The 16,725-nt window shown below is 71.5% G+C and carries 14 protein-coding genes, 1 tRNA gene and 1 pseudogene; 6 read left to right on the plus strand and 10 right to left on the minus strand.

The window, feature by feature from the left end:
* Positions 1-353 precede the first annotated feature (353 nt).
* From ABT004_RS24980 to ABT004_RS25010, 7 genes are all read right to left on the minus strand, one after another.
* Positions 354-427, minus strand: a tRNA-Lys gene (locus ABT004_RS24980).
* A complete protein-coding gene (locus tag ABT004_RS24985; protein WP_351340927.1) occupies positions 418-1,059 on the minus strand; it encodes a bifunctional DNA primase/polymerase in 642 nt (213 codons plus the stop codon). Before ABT004_RS24985 ends, ABT004_RS24980 begins: the two co-directional genes overlap by 10 nt.
* Positions 1,060-1,215: 156 nt before the next feature.
* Entirely contained in the window at positions 1,216-1,566 is a 351-nt protein-coding gene (locus ABT004_RS24990) for a DUF8844 domain-containing protein (RefSeq protein ID WP_351340930.1), read from the minus strand.
* A gap of 161 nt (positions 1,567-1,727) precedes the next feature.
* Positions 1,728-3,062, minus strand: coding sequence for an AAA domain-containing protein (locus ABT004_RS24995; RefSeq protein WP_351341000.1), 1,335 nt, complete (start codon positions 3,060-3,062; stop codon positions 1,728-1,730).
* An 11-nt stretch (positions 3,063-3,073) separates the two neighbouring features.
* Entirely contained in the window at positions 3,074-4,657 is a 1,584-nt protein-coding gene (locus ABT004_RS25000; protein ID WP_351340933.1) for a hypothetical protein, read from the minus strand.
* 142 nt (positions 4,658-4,799) lie between these two features.
* Positions 4,800-5,975, minus strand: coding sequence for a hypothetical protein (locus ABT004_RS25005; RefSeq protein WP_351340935.1), 1,176 nt, complete (start codon positions 5,973-5,975; stop codon positions 4,800-4,802).
* Positions 5,899-6,828 carry a phosphatase PAP2 family protein gene (locus ABT004_RS25010; RefSeq protein WP_351340936.1) on the minus strand — a complete coding sequence of 310 codons (930 nt, stop codon included), beginning with the start codon at positions 6,826-6,828 and terminating at the stop codon, positions 5,899-5,901. The genes ABT004_RS25005 and ABT004_RS25010 overlap by 77 nt, the downstream gene beginning before the upstream one ends.
* Before the next feature lie 242 nt (positions 6,829-7,070).
* On the opposite strand from ABT004_RS25010, the gene ABT004_RS25015 reads away from it, so the two are divergent.
* Positions 7,071-7,670 (plus strand): histidine phosphatase family protein, encoded by a 600-nt coding sequence (locus ABT004_RS25015; RefSeq protein ID WP_351340939.1) that lies wholly within the window; start codon positions 7,071-7,073, stop codon positions 7,668-7,670.
* A gap of 238 nt (positions 7,671-7,908) precedes the next feature.
* Here the strand turns inward: ABT004_RS25015 and ABT004_RS25020 are convergent, their stop codons facing one another.
* Positions 7,909-9,279 carry an NsdA family TPR-like regulatory protein gene (locus ABT004_RS25020; protein ID WP_351340941.1) on the minus strand — a complete coding sequence of 457 codons (1,371 nt, stop codon included), beginning with the start codon at positions 9,277-9,279 and terminating at the stop codon, positions 7,909-7,911.
* A 296-nt stretch (positions 9,280-9,575) separates the two neighbouring features.
* Here ABT004_RS25020 and ABT004_RS25025 point away from each other — a divergent pair, with 296 nt between their 5' ends.
* Both ABT004_RS25025 and ABT004_RS25030 read left to right on the plus strand, forming a co-directional pair.
* Positions 9,576-10,010, plus strand: a complete 435-nt coding sequence (locus ABT004_RS25025; protein WP_351341003.1) for a hypothetical protein — start codon at positions 9,576-9,578, stop codon at positions 10,008-10,010.
* A 68-nt stretch (positions 10,011-10,078) separates the two neighbouring features.
* Positions 10,079-10,951, plus strand: a complete 873-nt coding sequence (locus ABT004_RS25030) for a spermidine synthase (protein ID WP_351340944.1) — start codon at positions 10,079-10,081, stop codon at positions 10,949-10,951.
* An 80-nt stretch (positions 10,952-11,031) separates the two neighbouring features.
* Here the strand turns inward: ABT004_RS25030 and ABT004_RS25035 are convergent, their stop codons facing one another.
* On the minus strand, positions 11,032-11,610 hold the full coding sequence (locus tag ABT004_RS25035) for a hypothetical protein (RefSeq protein ID WP_351340947.1): 579 nt from the start codon (positions 11,608-11,610) through the stop codon (positions 11,032-11,034).
* 100 nt (positions 11,611-11,710) lie between these two features.
* On the opposite strand from ABT004_RS25035, the gene ABT004_RS25040 reads away from it, so the two are divergent.
* The 3 genes and pseudogenes from ABT004_RS25040 to ABT004_RS25050 all read left to right on the plus strand — a co-directional run.
* Complete coding sequence (locus ABT004_RS25040; RefSeq protein WP_351340949.1) at positions 11,711-12,400, plus strand: response regulator transcription factor; 690 nt, start codon at positions 11,711-11,713, stop codon at positions 12,398-12,400.
* The gene (locus tag ABT004_RS25045) at positions 12,397-13,830 is read left to right on the plus strand and encodes a sensor histidine kinase (protein ID WP_351340952.1); all 1,434 of its coding nucleotides are present in this window, start codon (positions 12,397-12,399) and stop codon (positions 13,828-13,830) included. The genes ABT004_RS25040 and ABT004_RS25045 overlap by 4 nt, the downstream gene beginning before the upstream one ends.
* Positions 13,831-14,070: 240 nt before the next feature.
* A pseudogene (locus ABT004_RS25050) lies at positions 14,071-14,964 on the plus strand (chitinase); the annotation flags it as partial.
* Positions 14,965-15,053: 89 nt separating this feature from the next.
* Here the strand turns inward: ABT004_RS25050 and ABT004_RS25055 are convergent.
* Positions 15,054-16,706, minus strand: a complete 1,653-nt coding sequence (locus ABT004_RS25055) for a bifunctional aspartate transaminase/aspartate 4-decarboxylase (protein WP_351340954.1) — start codon at positions 16,704-16,706, stop codon at positions 15,054-15,056.
* Positions 16,707-16,725: the final 19 nt, after the last annotated feature.

Here is a 16,725-nt window from a genome sequence, read left to right on the forward strand (position 1 = left end):
GGGCTTAAAAACAACCGCCGGCGCGGCTTGAGAGATCAGCCGCCGGCGGGGCTTGATCTATCAAGCCCCGCCGGCGATTGAGGCGAATCTTTTAAGCCTCTGCGGCGCTTGAGCCGCGGGGTCCGGGGCGGAGCCTCGCGGCCGCAACGACGGCGGACATGACGAAGGCCCCCCGCCGTAGCGAGAGGCCTTCGTCTTCAGGTGCGCCATCAGGGACTCGAACCCCGGACTCGCGGATGCTGTATTCCCCGGGGGATAACCCCCGGACCCCCAGCCGCGCCTGTCGGCGCCGGGGTGACTCCGAGCGCACGGCAAAGGCCCCCCGCGCTTGCGGAGGGCCTTCGTCTTTCAAGTGCGCCATCAGGGACTCGAACCCCGGACACGCGGATTAAGAGTCCGCTGCTCTAACCAACTGAGCTAATGGCGCCGGTTGACGTCGTAGACATTAGCACCAGGATCGGGGGCAGGAAAAATCGAAATCCGCACCGCGGCCTGCGCACTCGCGCGCGCCGCCCTGACGCATGCCCAGCGCATCACCTCGGGCCCCGGGAGCCAGGGGTGACGGGTGTCGGGGGCGACCACCCAGCGGGACTCCTGGCGCTGGTCGGGCCGGAGGGCGGCGTGGGTCGTGGGGGCCGGGCCGGTGACCGCGTCGCCGGCGCCGTGGTAGAGCAGCGGCGGCACCGAGGGGCCCCACTCCTCCCAGTGGAGGAGGGCCGGCAGGCGCTGCGCCGTGCCCGGCGCGGTGAACAGGAGCATGCGGCCCCGGTGCGTGGCGACGGGCCCCGATCCGGGCCCCTCGGACCAGAGCCGGTCTAACATCCGCCGGCCGAAGATCGCGGGCACGTTCACCACGTCGAAGGCGGATCCGCAGGGGAGGACGACGGGGGCCGTGGGCCGCGCCTCCCAGTGGGCGAGCGTGGAGCGGGGGTACGCCCCGGCGGAAGCGAGCCAGGCGGCGCCCTCGGGAGTGACGTCGCAGATGTCGAAGTGGTCGCGCTTGCCAGGGGTCGTGGCCGACGGGTCGTGGGGGGTGTACGGAGGCGTCGCAGTACTCATGCCTCATACATCTACAGGGGGTGAAGGCGCGATCGCCATGGGTTGCGGAAAATCGGGACAGGAGTGGGCGGGGTGGAGTATCTTGCCCACTGGCATATGCCAAATGATCTTTCTGGTGCCCGTGGCCCTCGCGGTACGCCCCCGTCACGACCCTCGTTACTGCGTCCGCTCCTGAGCCCCGCGCAGCAGATCACGGCCGAACTCGACCATCCTCTTCGCGTAGTCCTCGGTCCAGTCCGCGCGCTCCGCGATGTCCGCCGTGGTGAGCCGGTCGAAGCGGCGCGGGTCCGCGAGCTGGGCCGCGGCGACGGCCTGGAACTCCATGGACCGGTCCGCCGCCGAGCGGAACGCGTGCGTCAGCTCCGTGGCGCGGGTGAGCAGCTCGCGGGGGTCCTCGATGGACTCCAGGTCGAAGAAGTGCTCCGGGTCGGCGGACGCCTCCGCGGGTTCGAAGATCAGCGGGGCGGGTCGTAGCCGGGGCTGGTGGGTACGGTCGGGCTCCGCCATGGTGCGGCCTCCTGTTGCCGGGGTGGCCCGCGGTTCCGTGTCGGGCCACCTTCCATTGTCCGTCGGCCCGCAAGAGGGCGGGTGGGCTCCGCCCGGTGGGCCGGGGTGAAAGATCGGGGCTCTGCCCCGTACCCCGCTGGCTCTCGTCCAAAGAGCGGGGCTTAAAAAGGGACCCGGTGTTCGGTCAGGCGGGACAGGACGGAGTGGTTGGCTTCCCAGCCGTCCGGGAATTTGACGGTCACGCCGAGTTGTACCGGGTCCGCCGACGGGTGTTCGTCCAGGAGGTCCGCGACGCCGGCCCGGCACACCACCACGCACGCGTGCCGATGCCGCGACGCGAGGACGCAGAGTCGGCCCGTCTCCAAGTGGAACGCCGTCGCGTCCGGGCGGCCGGACAGTGGGTGCAGCACGACGGTGACGTCGTACTCCCGGCCCTGGAGGCGGTTCGCCGTGTCCACGGTGACGTCGTGGACGTCGAGGTCCGTCAGCGCCGCCCGTACCGCCGCCGCCTGGTCGCGGTGCGCGGTGCCGACGCAGATCCGCTCGGCCGTCAGCGGGCCCTCGCCGGACTCGGAGCGCGTGACACCGTCCCGGTCGAGCAGCCGCCGTACGACCAGGGCCACCGCCCGGACCGCCTCCGGGTCCGTACGCGGTGTGTGTGCGGCGGGCAGTTCGAGCAGGCCCCAGCCGGCGGCCGCCGCCTCGTCGATGACGCGGTCGGGGCCCGAACCGTCCGATTCCGTAAGGAAGTTCAGCTCACGGTCGCCCTCGTCCGTGCCGCTGCGGAACGGTGTGTACGGGTAGAAGGCGTCGGAGACCAGCGGCGCCGCGGAGGCCGGGAGGCGCCAGGAGACCGGGAGGCGGTGCTGCGGCAGCTGCGGGTTGTGGGCCAGCAGCGTCGACACCGCCGAGGCCGACGGGTCGTAGGAAAGGCCCGCCCACTGCTCCGCCCCGACGATCGAGAACGGGTCCAACTGCCCCGGATCGCCCACGAACAGCGCCCGCTCGAACAGCCCCGCGACGGCCAGCAGGGAGTCGGAGCGCATCTGGTACGCCTCGTCGACGATCGCGTGTGGCCACGGCCCTCCCGCGTCGTCGGCCTTGACGTGCGCCCACTTCGCGGCCGTCGACACGACGATCGGCAGCGGGGCCAGATCGCCGACCTTCGTGGACAGGCGGACGTTCGGCAGGTCGTCGAGCGCCTTGTCGTACGCGTCCGGGTCGCTGCTGTGCAGCCGGCCGACCACGAGCTCCGGGTTCTTCACGTGGAGGCGCAGGACCAGGTCGTCCACCTGCGCGTTCGTCTGCGCCACGATCATCAACGGGCGGCCCGCCTCGGCGAGTTCGAGCGCCGCCCGCACCACGAGGGTCGACTTTCCGGCGCCGGGAGGCGAGTCGACGACGATGCCGCGCGCCGTGCCGTGCAGCGTGTCGCGGAGGATGGCGGCGGTGGCCTGCCCGGCCGCATCGGACGGGCTGAGGGCGGTGGTCGGCATGGTCGGCGCGGTCACAGTACGTCCTCCGAAGTCACGGTGTCGGGCGACTCCGCGTCCGTCCCCGGCGGGCCGCCGTGCGTCCACGGTGTCTCCTCCGGGTCCGGCAGCTTGGGGCCGCCGCGCTGCTCGTGCTCGAACAGCGTCCAGCACACCCGCTCGCCCTTCTCCGGCAGCGAGCCCTCGGCCGGTTCCTTGCCGCGCCCCATCTTGTCCAGGACCCGCAGCACGACGGCCCTGCCTCCGTCTTCGTACTCCACGAACTCGGCCGTCTGCGGCTTGCCTTCGAGCGTGCGGTACACCTTCACGCCCGCGCCGAGGCGCGGCCCGTCCGCCGTGCGGAGGGTGACGAGCGGGCGGGGCCGCTTCTTCTCGTTGTACGCGGCCGCCACCTCGGTCACCTCACCGGTGAACGCCTCGCCGGAGAGGCGGCGGCCCGCCATCACCAGCGGGTCGTCCAGCGCCTCCTGCGCGTCCAGGCGGGCCTGCTCGCGCTCGCGCGTGGCCAGCTTGTTCGCCGCCGTCACCGCGTCGTCGCGGCGCGGCTGCGGGGGTTCGCCCGCCAGAACCCGGTCGCGGTGGCCGGTGAACGACCAGCGGTCGCGGGTCCAGCGCTCCGCCGCGTATCCGCCCTCGGGCAGCGTGCACAGCTGGTCGAGGCCGCGCCACACCGCGTCCCACGTGGGCCGCGTGCGGGACTCGACCAGGGCGTGGATCTCCCGCTCGGCGGCGGTCAGTTCGGCGAGTCGGCCCTCGGCCTCGACCGCGTCGTCCGCCGCCGCGTGGCGGGTGCGGGCCTTGTCGTAGCGCTCGATCGCGGGCGCGAGCAGCTTGTTGTCGAACGCGGGGTCCGTGGCGGGGCCCGCCGGCGGGCAGAGCAACTGTCCCTGCCGGTCGCGGTCCAGCTCGGCGCCGAGCGCGGCCGCCGCGCCCGACGTGCCCTCCGGTGCCTCGATCCAGGCGAGCAGCGCGCCCAAGTGCTGGTCCTCCAGGCTCGACTGGCCCGTCGCCCAGTGCCACGACAGGAGGTCCGTCATCGCGAGGAGCAGGGACGAGCCGGGTACGCGTGCGCGCTCCCCGAAGTGCGTGAGCCAGCGGCCGAGGAGCGGGACGTGCGGCGGCGCGGGGTAGGGCGTCTCCGGATCCTGCTCCGCGGTGCGGCGAAAGCGCATCGAGCGGCCGAGGAGCCGGAGGAACTCGATGCCCGCGCGGCCCGGCACGATCATCTGCGGGGCGTCCGCGCACAGTTCGACCTCGACCTTCACCTTCTTGCCGGTCTCCGGGTCGACCTCGCTGCGCTCGGCGGCCTCGACGTCGGTGGCGTACGTGTCGATGTACGGCAGGACCTCGTCGGCCAGCTGCGTCAGGAACGCGAAGCGGAGGTCGCGGTCGCGGGGCTGCGGGACGACCAGGAGCCGCGGCGAGGTCCGCTCGGTGCCGATCAGCGCGCCGAGCGGCGCGCCCGTCTCACCGGCCGTCGTGAGCGGCACGAGGACCAGTGGTCGCTGGGAGAGGTGCCGGTGCCGCACGGTGGCGATCCGCTGGGCCCGCCCCGTGTCGGTGGCCTCCAGCCGGGCCAGGTGATTGATCAGACTCACCGGTGAGTCTCCTTACGGGGTTCTGCGCCGCGAACATTAAGCCCCTGCGGCGATTGAGCAGGCCTTTTCAGCCCCGCCGGCGATTGAGGCGCGGGGTCCGGGGCAGAGCCCCGTGACGTGGGCACTGTGCCGCGCATCAGGCTCAGCACCGCACACCCCCCAACGCCTCCACCCGCAACGCCACCGCACGCCGCAACGCCGCCACCGTCGGATCCGCCGGATCCCCCGCCTCGCCCCGCGCAGCGGCCAGCACCGACTCGACCGTGGTCAACGCCCCGAGCTCAGCCCGCAGAGGCCGACCGAGGGCCGTCACCGCCCCGCCCTCACGCGCCCGATCACGGCAGTGAAACGCCAACTCGCACGCCGCAAGGCACTCCGGCGCGTATGTCGCGGGAACCGACTCCACCGCCGCCGTCAGCTCCGCCTCGGGCAGCTCCGGATCGAAGACCGTGCCCGGCGGGAGCGCCGCCGCGATGTCCTCCACGCGGGTCAGGCGCGCCAACTGCCGGCGCGTCACCGCGCGTTGTTTGCGGACGTCGACCGCCGACGCCGCCGGCAGGTTCGAGAAGTCCTTGGGGCACACGAGCACGATCCGGTCCCGCACCCGGACCCCCGCGTCCGGCATCCGGGCCGCGACCTCCTCCAGGGCAAGCACGTACACCGCCGCCTGGCGGGCTGCCGCGCCGACCTTCGACGCGTCCGCCGCGCCGTCGATCATCGGGAACGACTTGATCTCGACGACCGTCCAGCTGCCGTCCGGATGCACCACCACCGCGTCCGGCTCCAGGAACGCCGGACTGCCCGCCACGTCGAGCGCCAGCATCGGGTGGTCGAGGAACGTCCATGTGCCCGGCGTATCCGGCGTACCCGCCGCTTCGGCCGCCTCCCGGAGGGCGAGCGCCGTGCGCGCCGTGCGCCCCTCTGGGCCGATCGCCGACAGGTCCGGGGCCCGTACGAGATCGGGGGTCGGCTCGGGCGCGGCGCCGTCCACGCGCGCGTGAACGAGCTTGACCAGCTCCGAGCCGCCGTCCGACTTCACCCGCGCCTCGAACACATTGCCGCGGGCCAGGGCGAACTGGGACTGGCCGAACGAGGACGGTGCGCCCAACGCGTCCGCTATGCGCGCCTTGTCGACCCCCGCGCCGTCCAGGAGTGCCCGCCTTCGGCAGCCCGGGTTCGCGGCCAGGGCGGCCAGGGCCCGGGCGTCCAGCGGACGCGGCGGATGGTCGGGGCCGCGCAGTTCAGCGAGCCGGTGCCGCAGCCCCGTCGCCGCTGTCCTGCGACCTGGCTGCCTCGCGCTGTCGGGGAATTCGCTCACCCGGGAAAGTCTGGCACTCTCCACTGACAATCGGGGTCCGCGGGGCGGAAGGTGTGCCCCCCGCTCCCGCGAGCACGCCGTACGCCCGGTCCTTCAGGAGCGCCGCGACGAGCCGCACCGGCTTCGTCAGGAGCAGGCCCACGGCCATCACCGCGACCCCGGCGAGCGCGTCGAAGAAGTAGTGGTTGGCCGTGCCCATCACGATGAGCGTGGTGAGCAGCGGGTACGCGACCCCCAGCGCCTTCACGTACGGGGAGCGGGCGTGCCGCCACAGCAGGATGCCGCACCACAGCGCCCAACCGACGTGCAGGCTGGGCATCGCTGCGTACTGGTTGGTCATGTCGCCCATGCCCTTGGGTGCGCTTGCCGCGTCGCCCCACCAGCCGTAGGAGCTGTAGTGGGCCATCGTGTCGATGAATCCGTGGCCCGCGGCGAGCAGCCGCGGCGGGGCGGTCGGAAGGAGGATGAAGCCGACGAGGCCGATCACCGTCGAGGTCATCAGCCACGTGCGGGCCGTCCGGTAGATCTCGGCGCGGCGGCGGAACAGCCAGACGAGGACGATCGGCGTGACCAGGTAGTGGAGCGAGGCGTACCAGAAGTCGGCGGGGACGCCGATCCACGGTTCGTGGGTGAAGAGACGGTTCAGCGGGTGCTCGAAGTTGAGGTGCACGGCCTGCTCGGCCCGGAGGATCGCGAGGCCGTGGTCGACGGCCTGCTCCACGTTGCCCCCGGCGAGCAGCCGACCCGCCGAGTACGCGCCGTACACGAGGAGGATCAGCGGCAGTTCCGTCCACCAGCGGAGCCCGGCGCCGGGTATCGCTTCCGTGCGCGGTGCTTCGTCGGTCTGCGACATGCGGGCCGCTCCCCCTCTTCGCTCGTGCGGCGGCCTCTGGCCACGGCCTCGCTTTACGGTGTATATGGGGCTCTGCGTGGGCGAGCCCTGACCTTCCTAGACGCAACGATCACGCTGCGGGTTGCCCCCCGGGCGACCTCCCTGTGGATTGCGGGATGATGGACGGGGCGATCCTTCCCGCTCGTCCTATGTTCACCCTTAGCCCCTTGTAGTTGCTCGTAGTTTCGAAAGAGGCCTCCTCTATGGCACCGCGCATCCTGTTGGCCCGGCACGGACAGACCGAATGGTCGCTGTCCGGACGGCACACCGGGAGGACGGACATTCCACTCCTGGAAGAGGGCAGGCGCGGCGCGAAACTGCTCGGCGAGCGCCTCGGGCGCGCGCCGTACGACGGGCTCGACGGGGTGGAGGTGCGGACGTCTCCGCTGGTGCGTGCGAGTGAGACGTGTGAGCTCGCCGGGTTCGGGGAGCGGGCGGCCACGTGGGACGCGCTCTTGGAGTGGGACTACGGGGCGTACGAGGGGCTTACGCCGGCGCAGATCCAGGAGCGCAGGCCCGGGTGGTTCATCTGGCGGGACGGGGTGCCGGAGGGGGAGTCGCTCGGCGAGGTGGCGGCGCGGGCCGACGAGGTCGTTGAGTGGGCGCGCTCCGCCGACCGTGACGTCCTGGTCTTCGCTCACGGCCACATCCTGCGCTCGATCGGGGCGCGTTGGCTCGGGCTCCCGCTGGACTTCGCCGCGCGAATCCGCCTGAACCCGACGTCGTTGTCCGTGCTGGGGTGGGCGTACGGGGAGCCGGCTCTGGAGTCCTGGAACGAAACGGGCCACCTGGCGGTGAGCTGACCCGGGGTGCTGTTGCGCGGCATCGGGGTCTTTCTCCCCCACCCCGCCCCTTCCCGAAAGTCCTGCCGGACGGGCCTGCTCAATCGCCGCAGGGGCTTGAAAGGCCCGCTCAATCGCCGCAGGGGCTTGATGATCGAGCCCCTGCGGCAAAATCAAGCCCCGTCGGCGTTTGAGGCGATCTTTTAGCCCCTGTGGCGATTGAGCGGCGGAGCCCCGTGGCGTAGGGGCGGTGCCGGGGTCAGGCTGAGCGGCGAGCGACCGCGTGGGCGTCCAGGAAGGACGAGACCCCGGTCGACCGCCGGTGCGGCAGCAGTACACGGGCCGTCGCCGCCAGCATCCCCTCGATGCGGGAAGAGCGGACGTCCTCAAGGAGGTTGAGGGCGCGCATACCGGCGGAGGCCGATTCGTCGGGTTGCCCCGCCCGCGCCAGATCGTCCGCCAACTCGGCCGTGTACAAGGCCATGTTGCGCGTGAAGTGCGGATCCTGGAGAGCCGCCGCACGCCGCGCGTGCAGGGACGCGCGGTCCCAGCCGCCCAGCGCCGACCAGCACTGCGCCTCGAGGCCCTCCAGCTCGGCCTCCCCGTAGAACGACATCCACTCCGGATCCGCGTCGGAGACCCCCCGCGCGAACAGCGCCTGCGCGCGGGCGAGGGAACGTTCGCAGGAGGACTGGTCGCCCAACCCCGCCCAGCCGCCCGCCTCCCGCAGGGCGAGGAGGGAGAGCAGGCGGGGGGAGCCGAGGCGGGACGCCACGCGCGTGGCCGCCTGGGCGGCGCGTACCGCCTCGCGCGGGCGCCCCGCGTCGCGCGCCAGGAACGCCGTGTTGCAGAACGCGTGCGCCTCCAACGCCTCGTCGCCCGCCATCCGCGCCGTCGCGAGCGCCTCCGCGTAGTGCGAGCGCGCGTCGTCGAAGCGGCCCGAGTCGTGGGCCAACCAGCCGACCGAGATGGCCAGTTCGCCCGCTCCGGTCTGCAGGCGCTCGGTGACCTCGCGCCGGGCCGTGCCCGCGTCGAGCAGCTCGAAGGCGGTACGCAGCGGGGCCGAGGCCCGCCGGTACAGGCCGTCGGCGCCGTGCCGGTCGTCGAGCAGCCGGATCCGCCGGATCGCCTCCTCGACGGCGCCGATCCCGGCCCGCGCCGGATGCCGGTCGAGGTCCGCGGGGAGCGCGGGGACGCCGAAGGGCGCCAGGGCGGCGACGGCCACGGTGGCCGTCGAGCCGGTCATGCCGGTCATGAATGCGCGACGTCGCACGTCGCTCTCCTCGTCGTACAGGTGCTGCGGGTCGGCGGTGGCGGTGGTGGCAGGGCGCGCGCCCCGGCCACGTACCGCGGAACGGGGCGCGAACCCCAGCTCCACGAGGGTCCGGCCCGGGAACATGTGCAGGAACACCCGCTCGTACGCGTAGTTGGGGCAGCGGATCTCGCCGGCCTCCACGCGTCCGATGTAGCGCGCGTCGCAGCTGACCCGCTCACCGATCTCCCTGGCCGCGCGCCGCACCGCGGCGGCGAACTCGCCCGGAGAGCGCCGGCCGCGCAGCTCCCGGAAGGCGAGGTTCGGTCGTGGAGACTGCGGCGTCGAGGTGTCCGAGGCCATCGGCGACGACGTCATGAGCGGGTCCTCCCGTGCGAACCGTGCCGGACGGCAGGGAAGTTGGGAGCGCCCGGGATCCCGAGAGGGAGGGCTGCCGCAACTTCCTTGTTCCGGCGAGGCTCGAAGGTACCGGCTGTCACGACCGCGACACGCAGAGTTTGGCTACAAAACGGATATCTCACCCACGATCCGCCATGAACTGCCATCCTTTGCGGCGGCGTGCCGCCGTAGCTGTTGACAGCGTGTGCGCGTTGAACCATGCGGCGAAACCCCACGAGCGAGGAGTTGCCGACGTGTTGGACGCGACCAAGCCGATGCTGTCACTTCCCACGACCCCCACGACGGTGCGGCATCGACCGGGCGAGGAGTGCAGCGCGGCGCCGCCCGGCGGCTGCGACCTGGTCACGGTGCCGGCCCGACAGGGCCTCGAGGCGGTCGACATCCTGCGCCGCGGCTGTACGGAAACGGTTGGCCCCGTGCTGCACGACGGGGGCGGCGGCACCCTCGGCTTCCTCGTCCCGCCCGGTACCGCCGACGGCTGGGACGTGCCCGGCAGCGACTGTACGCACACGCAGGGCCGCGGCCTCGCGCTCGGCGCCCGGACCGATCCGCCGGTCGAGGGCACGGGCTGGCTGCTCCCACCGGACCCCGCGGAGCGGCCCACGGACCTGGTCACCGACCCCACGGTGCTGCGGGCCGCGCTCGACGAGGCGGCACGCATGATCGAGGCGGCGGACAACTGCCGTTGATCCCGTACGTGCCGGGGGTCCGGGCCCCCGGAGTGGCTCGGGTCCGATGAACCTGTCTTAATGGCCGAATGGCAAGGTCACGAGGGAAGCAGGGGCAGGGGCGCGCGGGGCGGGAGGCCGTGGTCGAGGAGGTCGACGGAGGGCTCGCCGAGCTGGTGCCCGACCGGGACCGGCCGGCCGGCTGGACGCTGCTCGTGGACGGCGCGCCGCAGTCCCATGTGGACCTCGACGACCCCGCCCACCTCTCCTTCGAGTACCAGCGCCGGATCGGCCACGTCATCGATCTGGCCGCCGAGCGGGGCCGTCCCGTGCAGGCCGTGCACCTCGGCGGCGGGGCGTTCACGCTGGCCCGTTACGTCGCCGCGACCCGGCCACGGTCCACGCAGCAGGTCGTGGAGCGGGACGGGGCGTTGGTCCAACTCGTGCGCAAGCACTTGCCGTTGGATGCGGGGGCTCGGATCCGGGTACGGACGGCGGACGCCCGTGAGGCGCTCGGGAAGTTGCCCGACGACTGGGCGGATGTGCTGGTGGCCGACGTGTTCAGTGGGGCGCGTACGCCCGCGCATCTCACCAGTACGGAGTTTCTGGGCGAGGTGCGGCGTGTGTTGAGGCCCGCCGGCACGTATGTGGCGAATATCGCGGATGGCCCGCCGCTCGCGTATCTGCGGGGGCAGATTGCCACTGCGGCGGCGGTATTTCCCGAGCTTGCGCTCGTGGCTGATCCGACGGTGTTCCGGGGGAAGCGGTTCGGGAACGCGGTGTTGGTCGGGGCCGCGGGTGGGCTGGCTGTGGCTGAGTTGAGGCGGCGGGCGGCGGGGGATTCGCATCCGGGGCGGGTTGAGTACGGTAAGGCGCTTTTGGATTTTGCGGGTGGGGCGGTTGCGGTGGGGGATGTGTCGGCCAAGGCGTCTCCGGCGCCGCCGCCATCCGTGTTTCGCTAGTCGTTGCCCACGTCGCGGGGCTCTGCCCCGGACCCCGCGCCTCAATCGCCGGCGGGGCTTGATATGCGGCTTAAGCGTGGTCAGTAGTTTGCGACCTCGACTGATGGTTCGTGGTCGTGCCAGGTGCAGAAGACTGAGACTTTTTGTTCGCCCGAGGTGAATTCGACGCGGATCCATGTCGGCTGTTTCCAGACCTGGACCGACCAGCCCGCCGCCGGTGTCGCGGAGACGAGGGTCGCCGAGGTCTTCCGGAGGTCGAAGACCGCGCGGCCGCCGGCCGTCGCGTAGCTCTTGACGGAGCCGGAGGGCGGTGGCGCGGGGGACGTCGTGCGCGGGGTGGGCGTGGGGGAGGGGGAGCGGGGCGTACGGCTCGGTGATGCCGACGGCTTGTGAGGTGAGGGGGAGGTCGAGGGGGAGGGGCGGTGTGTCGACGAGGACTCCGGTTGCCGCGCGCTCCGGTCGTGCTGCTCGTCCTGCGTCACCGCGACGGGGAGCGCCTGCGGCGGGTCGTACACCGTGCCCGCCATCACCGTGTGCACGCCCCACCACGACAGCGTCACCGAGGCCCCGGTGGCGAGCAGCCACGCGACGCCGTGGGTGAGCCGTCGACGGCCGGGGTGATCCTGGCTCCGGGACGGAGGCGGCGGGCTCTCGTGCATCGCGGGCCATACTGCACCACACCCGCCCCGGCTGTCCCGCAAGGCCCGCGACCACCTGAAAGAGGCCCGGAAACCGCCGGATGGCGTACGGTGCCGTCCCATGGCAAGTGTGCTCGTGGTCGAGGACGACCAGTTCGTACGCTCGGCCCTCATCCGGCACCTGACCGACGCGGCGCACACCGTGCGCAGCGTCGGCACGGCCCTGGAGGCGCTGCGCGAGGTCGCCCATTTCCGGTTCGATGTCGTCATCCTCGATCTCGGTCTGCCCGATCTGGACGGCGCCGAGGCGCTGAAGATGCTGCGCGGGATCACCGACGTACCCGTGATCATCGCCACTGCCCGGGACGACGAGGGTGAGATCGTCCGGCTGTTGAATGACGGTGCCGATGACTATCTGACCAAGCCGTTCTCGCCCGAGCATCTGTCTGCCCGGATGGCCGCCGTGCTGCGTCGCTCGCGGGGGAGCACCGGCGCCGAGCCGCCCTCGCGGGTGCTCAGGGTCGGCGGGCTCGCCATCGATCCGCTGCGCCGGCAGGCCGAGCTCGACGGTGCGCCGTTGGATCTGACGCGGCGCGAGTTCGATCTGTTGACGTTCCTCGCGGGGCGGCCCGGCGTGGTCGTCGCGCGCAAGGAGCTGCTCGCCGAGGTGTGGCAGCAGTCGTATGGGGACGATCAGACCATTGATGTGCATTTGTCGTGGTTGCGGAGGAAGTTGGGGGAGACCGCGGCTCGGCCGCGGTATCTGCACACCCTGCGCGGCGTCGGTGTGAAGCTGGAGCCGCCGGCATGAGGTGGGCGCTGGTGAAGGTGTGCCTCGCCGTCACGGCGATGGTGGTGGTCGCCTTCGCCGTCCCGCTCGGCCTCGTGATCAAGGAGATGGCGCGGGACCGGGCCTTCTCCAACGCCGAGCGGACCGCCGCCGCCATCGGCCCCACCCTCTCCATCACCACCGACCGCGACCAGCTCGCCCGCGCCCTCGCCACCGCGCAGACCGGCGGCGAGGACCGGATGTCCGTCTACGTTCCGGCCGGTGGCGGGCGCGGGGCGATCCGGCTCGGCGAGCAGCGGGTCGACTCGGACGAGCTCGACATCCGGCAGGCCACCGTCGCGGACGCGCCGGGCGGCTCGGTGTGGCTGCAGCCCATCGCGGTGAGCACGGGCAAGATCGCCGTGGTCGAGGTGTACGTCCCCGAGGCCGAGGTCACCAATGGTGTGACGACCGCGTGGTTCGTGCTCGGTGGTGTCGGCATCGCGCTGATCATCGGGTCCGTGGCGGTCGCGGACCGGCTCGGTGGACGGATGGTGCAGCCGGCGCAGCGGCTCGTGGGCGCCGCGCACGCTCTGGGGGACGGCAAGCTCGGGGCGCGCGTGCCGGAGGACGGTCCCACCGAGCTGCGGCTCGCCGCCGTCGCGTTCAATTCGATGGCCGATCAGGTGGTTCAACTGCTCGCCAATGAGAGGGAGTTGGCCGCCGATCTGTCGCATCGGCTGCGTACCCCGCTGACCGTGCTGCGGCTCAATGCCGCCTCGCTCGGGGACGGGCCCGCCGCCGAGCAGACCCGGGCCGCCGTGGAGCAGCTGGAGCACGAGGTCGACACCATCATCCGGACGGCCAGGGACGCCAAGCCGCAGACCGCTGCCGCAGGACCTGGCGCAGGCTGCGACGCCGCCGAGGTGATCCGTGAGCGCATGGACTTCTGGTCGGCGCTCGCCGAGGACGAGGGCCGCAAGGTGCGGGTCGCCGGGGTGGACCGCCCCGTACGCATACCGGTCGCCCGCGGTGAGCTGGCGGCCGCGCTCGACGCACTGCTCGGCAACGTGTTCCGGCACACCCCGGAGGGCACGGCGTTCGCGGTCGACGTGCACCGGGCCGACGGGGCCGTGATCGTGCTCGTCTCCGACGCCGGCCCCGGGATCGCCGACCCGGAGGCCGCGCTGGCCCGCGGCACCGGGGGCGCGGAAGTCGGCTCGACCGGGCTCGGGCTGGACATCGCGCGCCGGGTCGCCGAGTCCACCGGCGGCGACGTGCGCCTCGGCGCGTCCGTGCTCGGCGGCACCGAGGTGCGGATCTGGCTGCAGCTGGAGGGGCACCGGCCCGTCGCGGGGAGTCGCGGGCACGGGCGGCGTGGCCGGGACCGAAAGGGCGGGAACGGCAGCCGTAAGAAATCGCTCGCACACGGATTGGTATCGACCTTTAACCGGTCCCGATCCCTCTCTTAAGCGAACCCTAAGAACCTCAACCCTCCGCCCACTTGCCCGAATTGACGGGTTCACGATCGCTAGCGTGCTGCCACGTACCCCCCACCCCCCACGTACAGCTAAGGCAGGCACGCGATGAGCAGCAGCACGCACCGGCGCAGGTTCAGCGGCAGGAAGAAGGCGATGGGCGGTGCCGTGGCGGCCGCCGTCGTGGGCGGTGGCGCGTTCTTCTTCTCCTTCGGGGCGTCCGCGGCCCCGGTGGCGGCCGCCGGCTTCGCGCCCTACGTCGACACCTCCCTCACCCCGGCGTTCGACCTGGCAGCCTCCGCCAAGGCCACCGGAGTCAAGGAGTACAACCTCGCCTTCATCACCTCCGGCGGCGACTGCGCCCCGAAGTGGGGCGGTGTCACCGACCTCGATGGTGACCAAGTCGCCTCGCAGATCGGCGACTTGAGGGCAGCGGGCGGAGACGTCCGGGTCTCCTTCGGCGGCGCTTCCGGCACCGAACTGGCGCAGGCCTGCTCCTCGGCCTCCGACCTGGCGGCGGCGTACCAGAAGGTCATCGACCAGTTCGACCTCACCAAGGTCGACTTCGACATCGAGGGCGGCGCGCTGCCCGACACGGCGGCCAACACCAAGCGCGCCGAGGCGATCGCCACGCTCCAGAAGGACAACGCCGACCTGAACGTCTCGGTGACGCTGCCGGTGATGCCGGAGGGGCTCACCCAGGACGGTGTGAACTTCCTCGAGAACGCCAAGGACAACGGCGCCTCGCCCGACCTCGTCAACGTCATGGCGATGGACTACGGGGCGTCCTACAGCGGCGACATGGGCGACTACGCCGAGCAGGCGGCCACCGCGACGCAGGCGCAGGTGGAGTCGGCTCTCGGCCTGTCGGACGCGGACGCCTGGAAGGCCGTCGCGATCACCCCGATGATCGGCGTCAACGACGTCTCGTCCGAGGTGTTCAAGGTCGAGGACGCCACGCAGCTCGTCTCCTTCGCGAAGGAGAAGGGCCTCGGCGGCCTGTTCATGTGGTCGGCGACCCGCGACAAGGCCTGCGAGGGCGGCGCCTCCGACTCGGCGCAGCCGACGTGCAGTTCGATCGAGCAGGAGGCGGACGCGTTCCAGAAGGCGTTCGCGGCCTTCAAGTAGCCCCGCCCCACACACCCGCCCCCCACACAAGCGGAAGCCCCGGCCGGCTCCACCCCCCACCCGGCCGGGGCTTCCGTGGCACGCGGGACCTACTCCTGCGAGGTCCGCCATTCCTCCGCGTAGTCGTCGAAGATGCCGCGCAGATGGTGGCCGATCTTCAGATAGTCCATGTTGTCGAGGTTGGCCAGCGAGACGCGGACCGACCACTCGGGTCCGTCGAAGCCGCCGCCGTTGAGGAGGACCACACCCGTCTGCTGGGCGAGCCGGAACAGGGCGTCGACCGGCTCGTAGTTCTTCTCCAGGAACTCGGCGAACGCCGTGCCGTGGACGCGCTCGGCCTCGGCGAGGAGGTCCAACTCGATGTAGTAGGCGGCCCGGTGGGGATCCTGGTGGATCTTCATCTGGGCGCCTTCGAGGAGCAGGTCGAGGCGCTGCTGCACGATGGAGCGGATCTTCTCCTTGTACGCCTGGCCCTCCTCCAACATGTCGAACAGGGAGAAGAGGCTCATCATCACCTGCTGCGGCAGCGACAGGCCCGCCGTGTGGTTGAGCGCCACCTGCCGGGAGTCCGCGACGAGCCGGTCGATGAACCTGATCTTCTCCGGCTCCAGGGTCAGCGAGCCGTACCGCTTGTTCAGCCGGTCCTTCTCCTCCTGCGGGAGCTGGGCGATCCGCTCGTCGATGATGTTGTCGTCGTGCAGCCCGATCACGCCGAGCCGCCACCCCGTGCACCCGTAGTGCTTCGAGTACGAGTAGACGAGCAGGGTGTTGCGCGGCAGGTCGGCGGCGATCGAGCGGAAACCCTCCACGAACGTGCCGTACACGTCGTCGGTGACGAGCAGCAGGTTCGGGTTCTTCCTCGCGACGATGTCCTTGATCTGGTTCGCGACCCGGGTGCTCAGCGCCAGGGAGGGCGGGTTGGAGGGGTTCACCAGGCAGACCAGCTTGATCTCCGGGTCCTCCAGCTTGGCGACCTCCTCCTCGGGGTAGCGCCACTCGCGCACGCCGGTCTCGGCGAACTTGTCGGCCGAGATGTACGTGACGTCGAACTCGTAGGTGTCGAGTTCGGGGATCTCGATGTACGGGGTGAAGACCGGGACCATCAGCGCGATCTTGTCGCCCTTCTTCAACAGCCCGTTCTTCATGAGGGAGTCGAAGATGTAGCACATGGCCGCCGTGCCGCCCTCGGTGGCGAACAGCGACAGGTTGTTGCCCGCGGGCGCCTTCTTGTCGAACATCTCGTCCGCGAGGTAGCCGCGCACCACCTGCTCGCTGTGGACCAACATCCGGTCGGGCACCGGGTAGTTGTCGCCCGTGATGCCGTCCGTCAGCTCGTGCACCCACTCGTCCTTGTCGAACCCGAAGCGCTGGATGCCGAGCTGGACGCACTGGGCGAGGAGCTCGATGCCCGGCAGGCCCGGGTTCTGCCGTACGAAGGTGTCGAAGCGCTCGTACGCGCCGTGCTTCTCCGGCATCCCGCCGAGGTTGTCGGCGGTCCATACGCGCCGCGACTCCGTCAGGGCGAAGTAGCCGAGCGAGTAGAACGCCTCGCGGGGCCCCGTGGCGACCCAGTTGGGGTTTCCGCGGCCCGCGTTGAGCATCTGGCGGCTGGACTTCTCCTTCTGGCCCGGCTCGTCGGCCTGCGCCTGCTCGGCGAGGTCGATGAAGATGTTCTTCAGCTCGAAGGGGGAGAGCTGGGCGTACTGCTGGATCTCTTCGCGCGTGAGCGTCGTCTTGGGCATGGTGTGTCCTTAACTGCGG

It is taken from the genome of Streptomyces sp. NPDC002790 (genome assembly GCF_040295505.1).
Taxonomy (GTDB): domain Bacteria; phylum Actinomycetota; class Actinomycetes; order Streptomycetales; family Streptomycetaceae; genus Streptomyces.

Bases quoted from the DNA above. Each gene is read 5' to 3' on its own strand.
- ABT004_RS24985 (WP_351340927.1), bottom strand. From the start codon at position 1,059: ATGAGTACTGCGACGCCTCCGTACACCCCCCACGACCCGTCGGCCACG.
- ABT004_RS24990 (WP_351340930.1), bottom strand. From the start codon at position 1,566: ATGGCGGAGCCCGACCGTACCCACCAGCCCCGGCTACGACCCGCCCCG.
- ABT004_RS24995 (WP_351341000.1), bottom strand. From the start codon at position 3,062: ATGCCGACCACCGCCCTCAGCCCGTCCGATGCGGCCGGGCAGGCCACC.
- ABT004_RS25010 (WP_351340936.1), bottom strand. From the start codon at position 6,828: ATGTCGCAGACCGACGAAGCACCGCGCACGGAAGCGATACCCGGCGCC.
- ABT004_RS25015 (WP_351340939.1), top strand. From the start codon at position 7,071: ATGGCACCGCGCATCCTGTTGGCCCGGCACGGACAGACCGAATGGTCG.
- ABT004_RS25020 (WP_351340941.1), bottom strand. From the start codon at position 9,279: ATGACGTCGTCGCCGATGGCCTCGGACACCTCGACGCCGCAGTCTCCA.
- ABT004_RS25025 (WP_351341003.1), top strand. From the start codon at position 9,576: ATGCTGTCACTTCCCACGACCCCCACGACGGTGCGGCATCGACCGGGC.
- ABT004_RS25030 (WP_351340944.1), top strand. From the start codon at position 10,079: ATGGCAAGGTCACGAGGGAAGCAGGGGCAGGGGCGCGCGGGGCGGGAG.
- ABT004_RS25035 (WP_351340947.1), bottom strand. From the start codon at position 11,610: ATGCACGAGAGCCCGCCGCCTCCGTCCCGGAGCCAGGATCACCCCGGC.
- ABT004_RS25040 (WP_351340949.1), top strand. From the start codon at position 11,711: ATGGCAAGTGTGCTCGTGGTCGAGGACGACCAGTTCGTACGCTCGGCC.
- ABT004_RS25045 (WP_351340952.1), top strand. From the start codon at position 12,397: ATGAGGTGGGCGCTGGTGAAGGTGTGCCTCGCCGTCACGGCGATGGTG.
- ABT004_RS25055 (WP_351340954.1), bottom strand. From the start codon at position 16,706: ATGCCCAAGACGACGCTCACGCGCGAAGAGATCCAGCAGTACGCCCAG.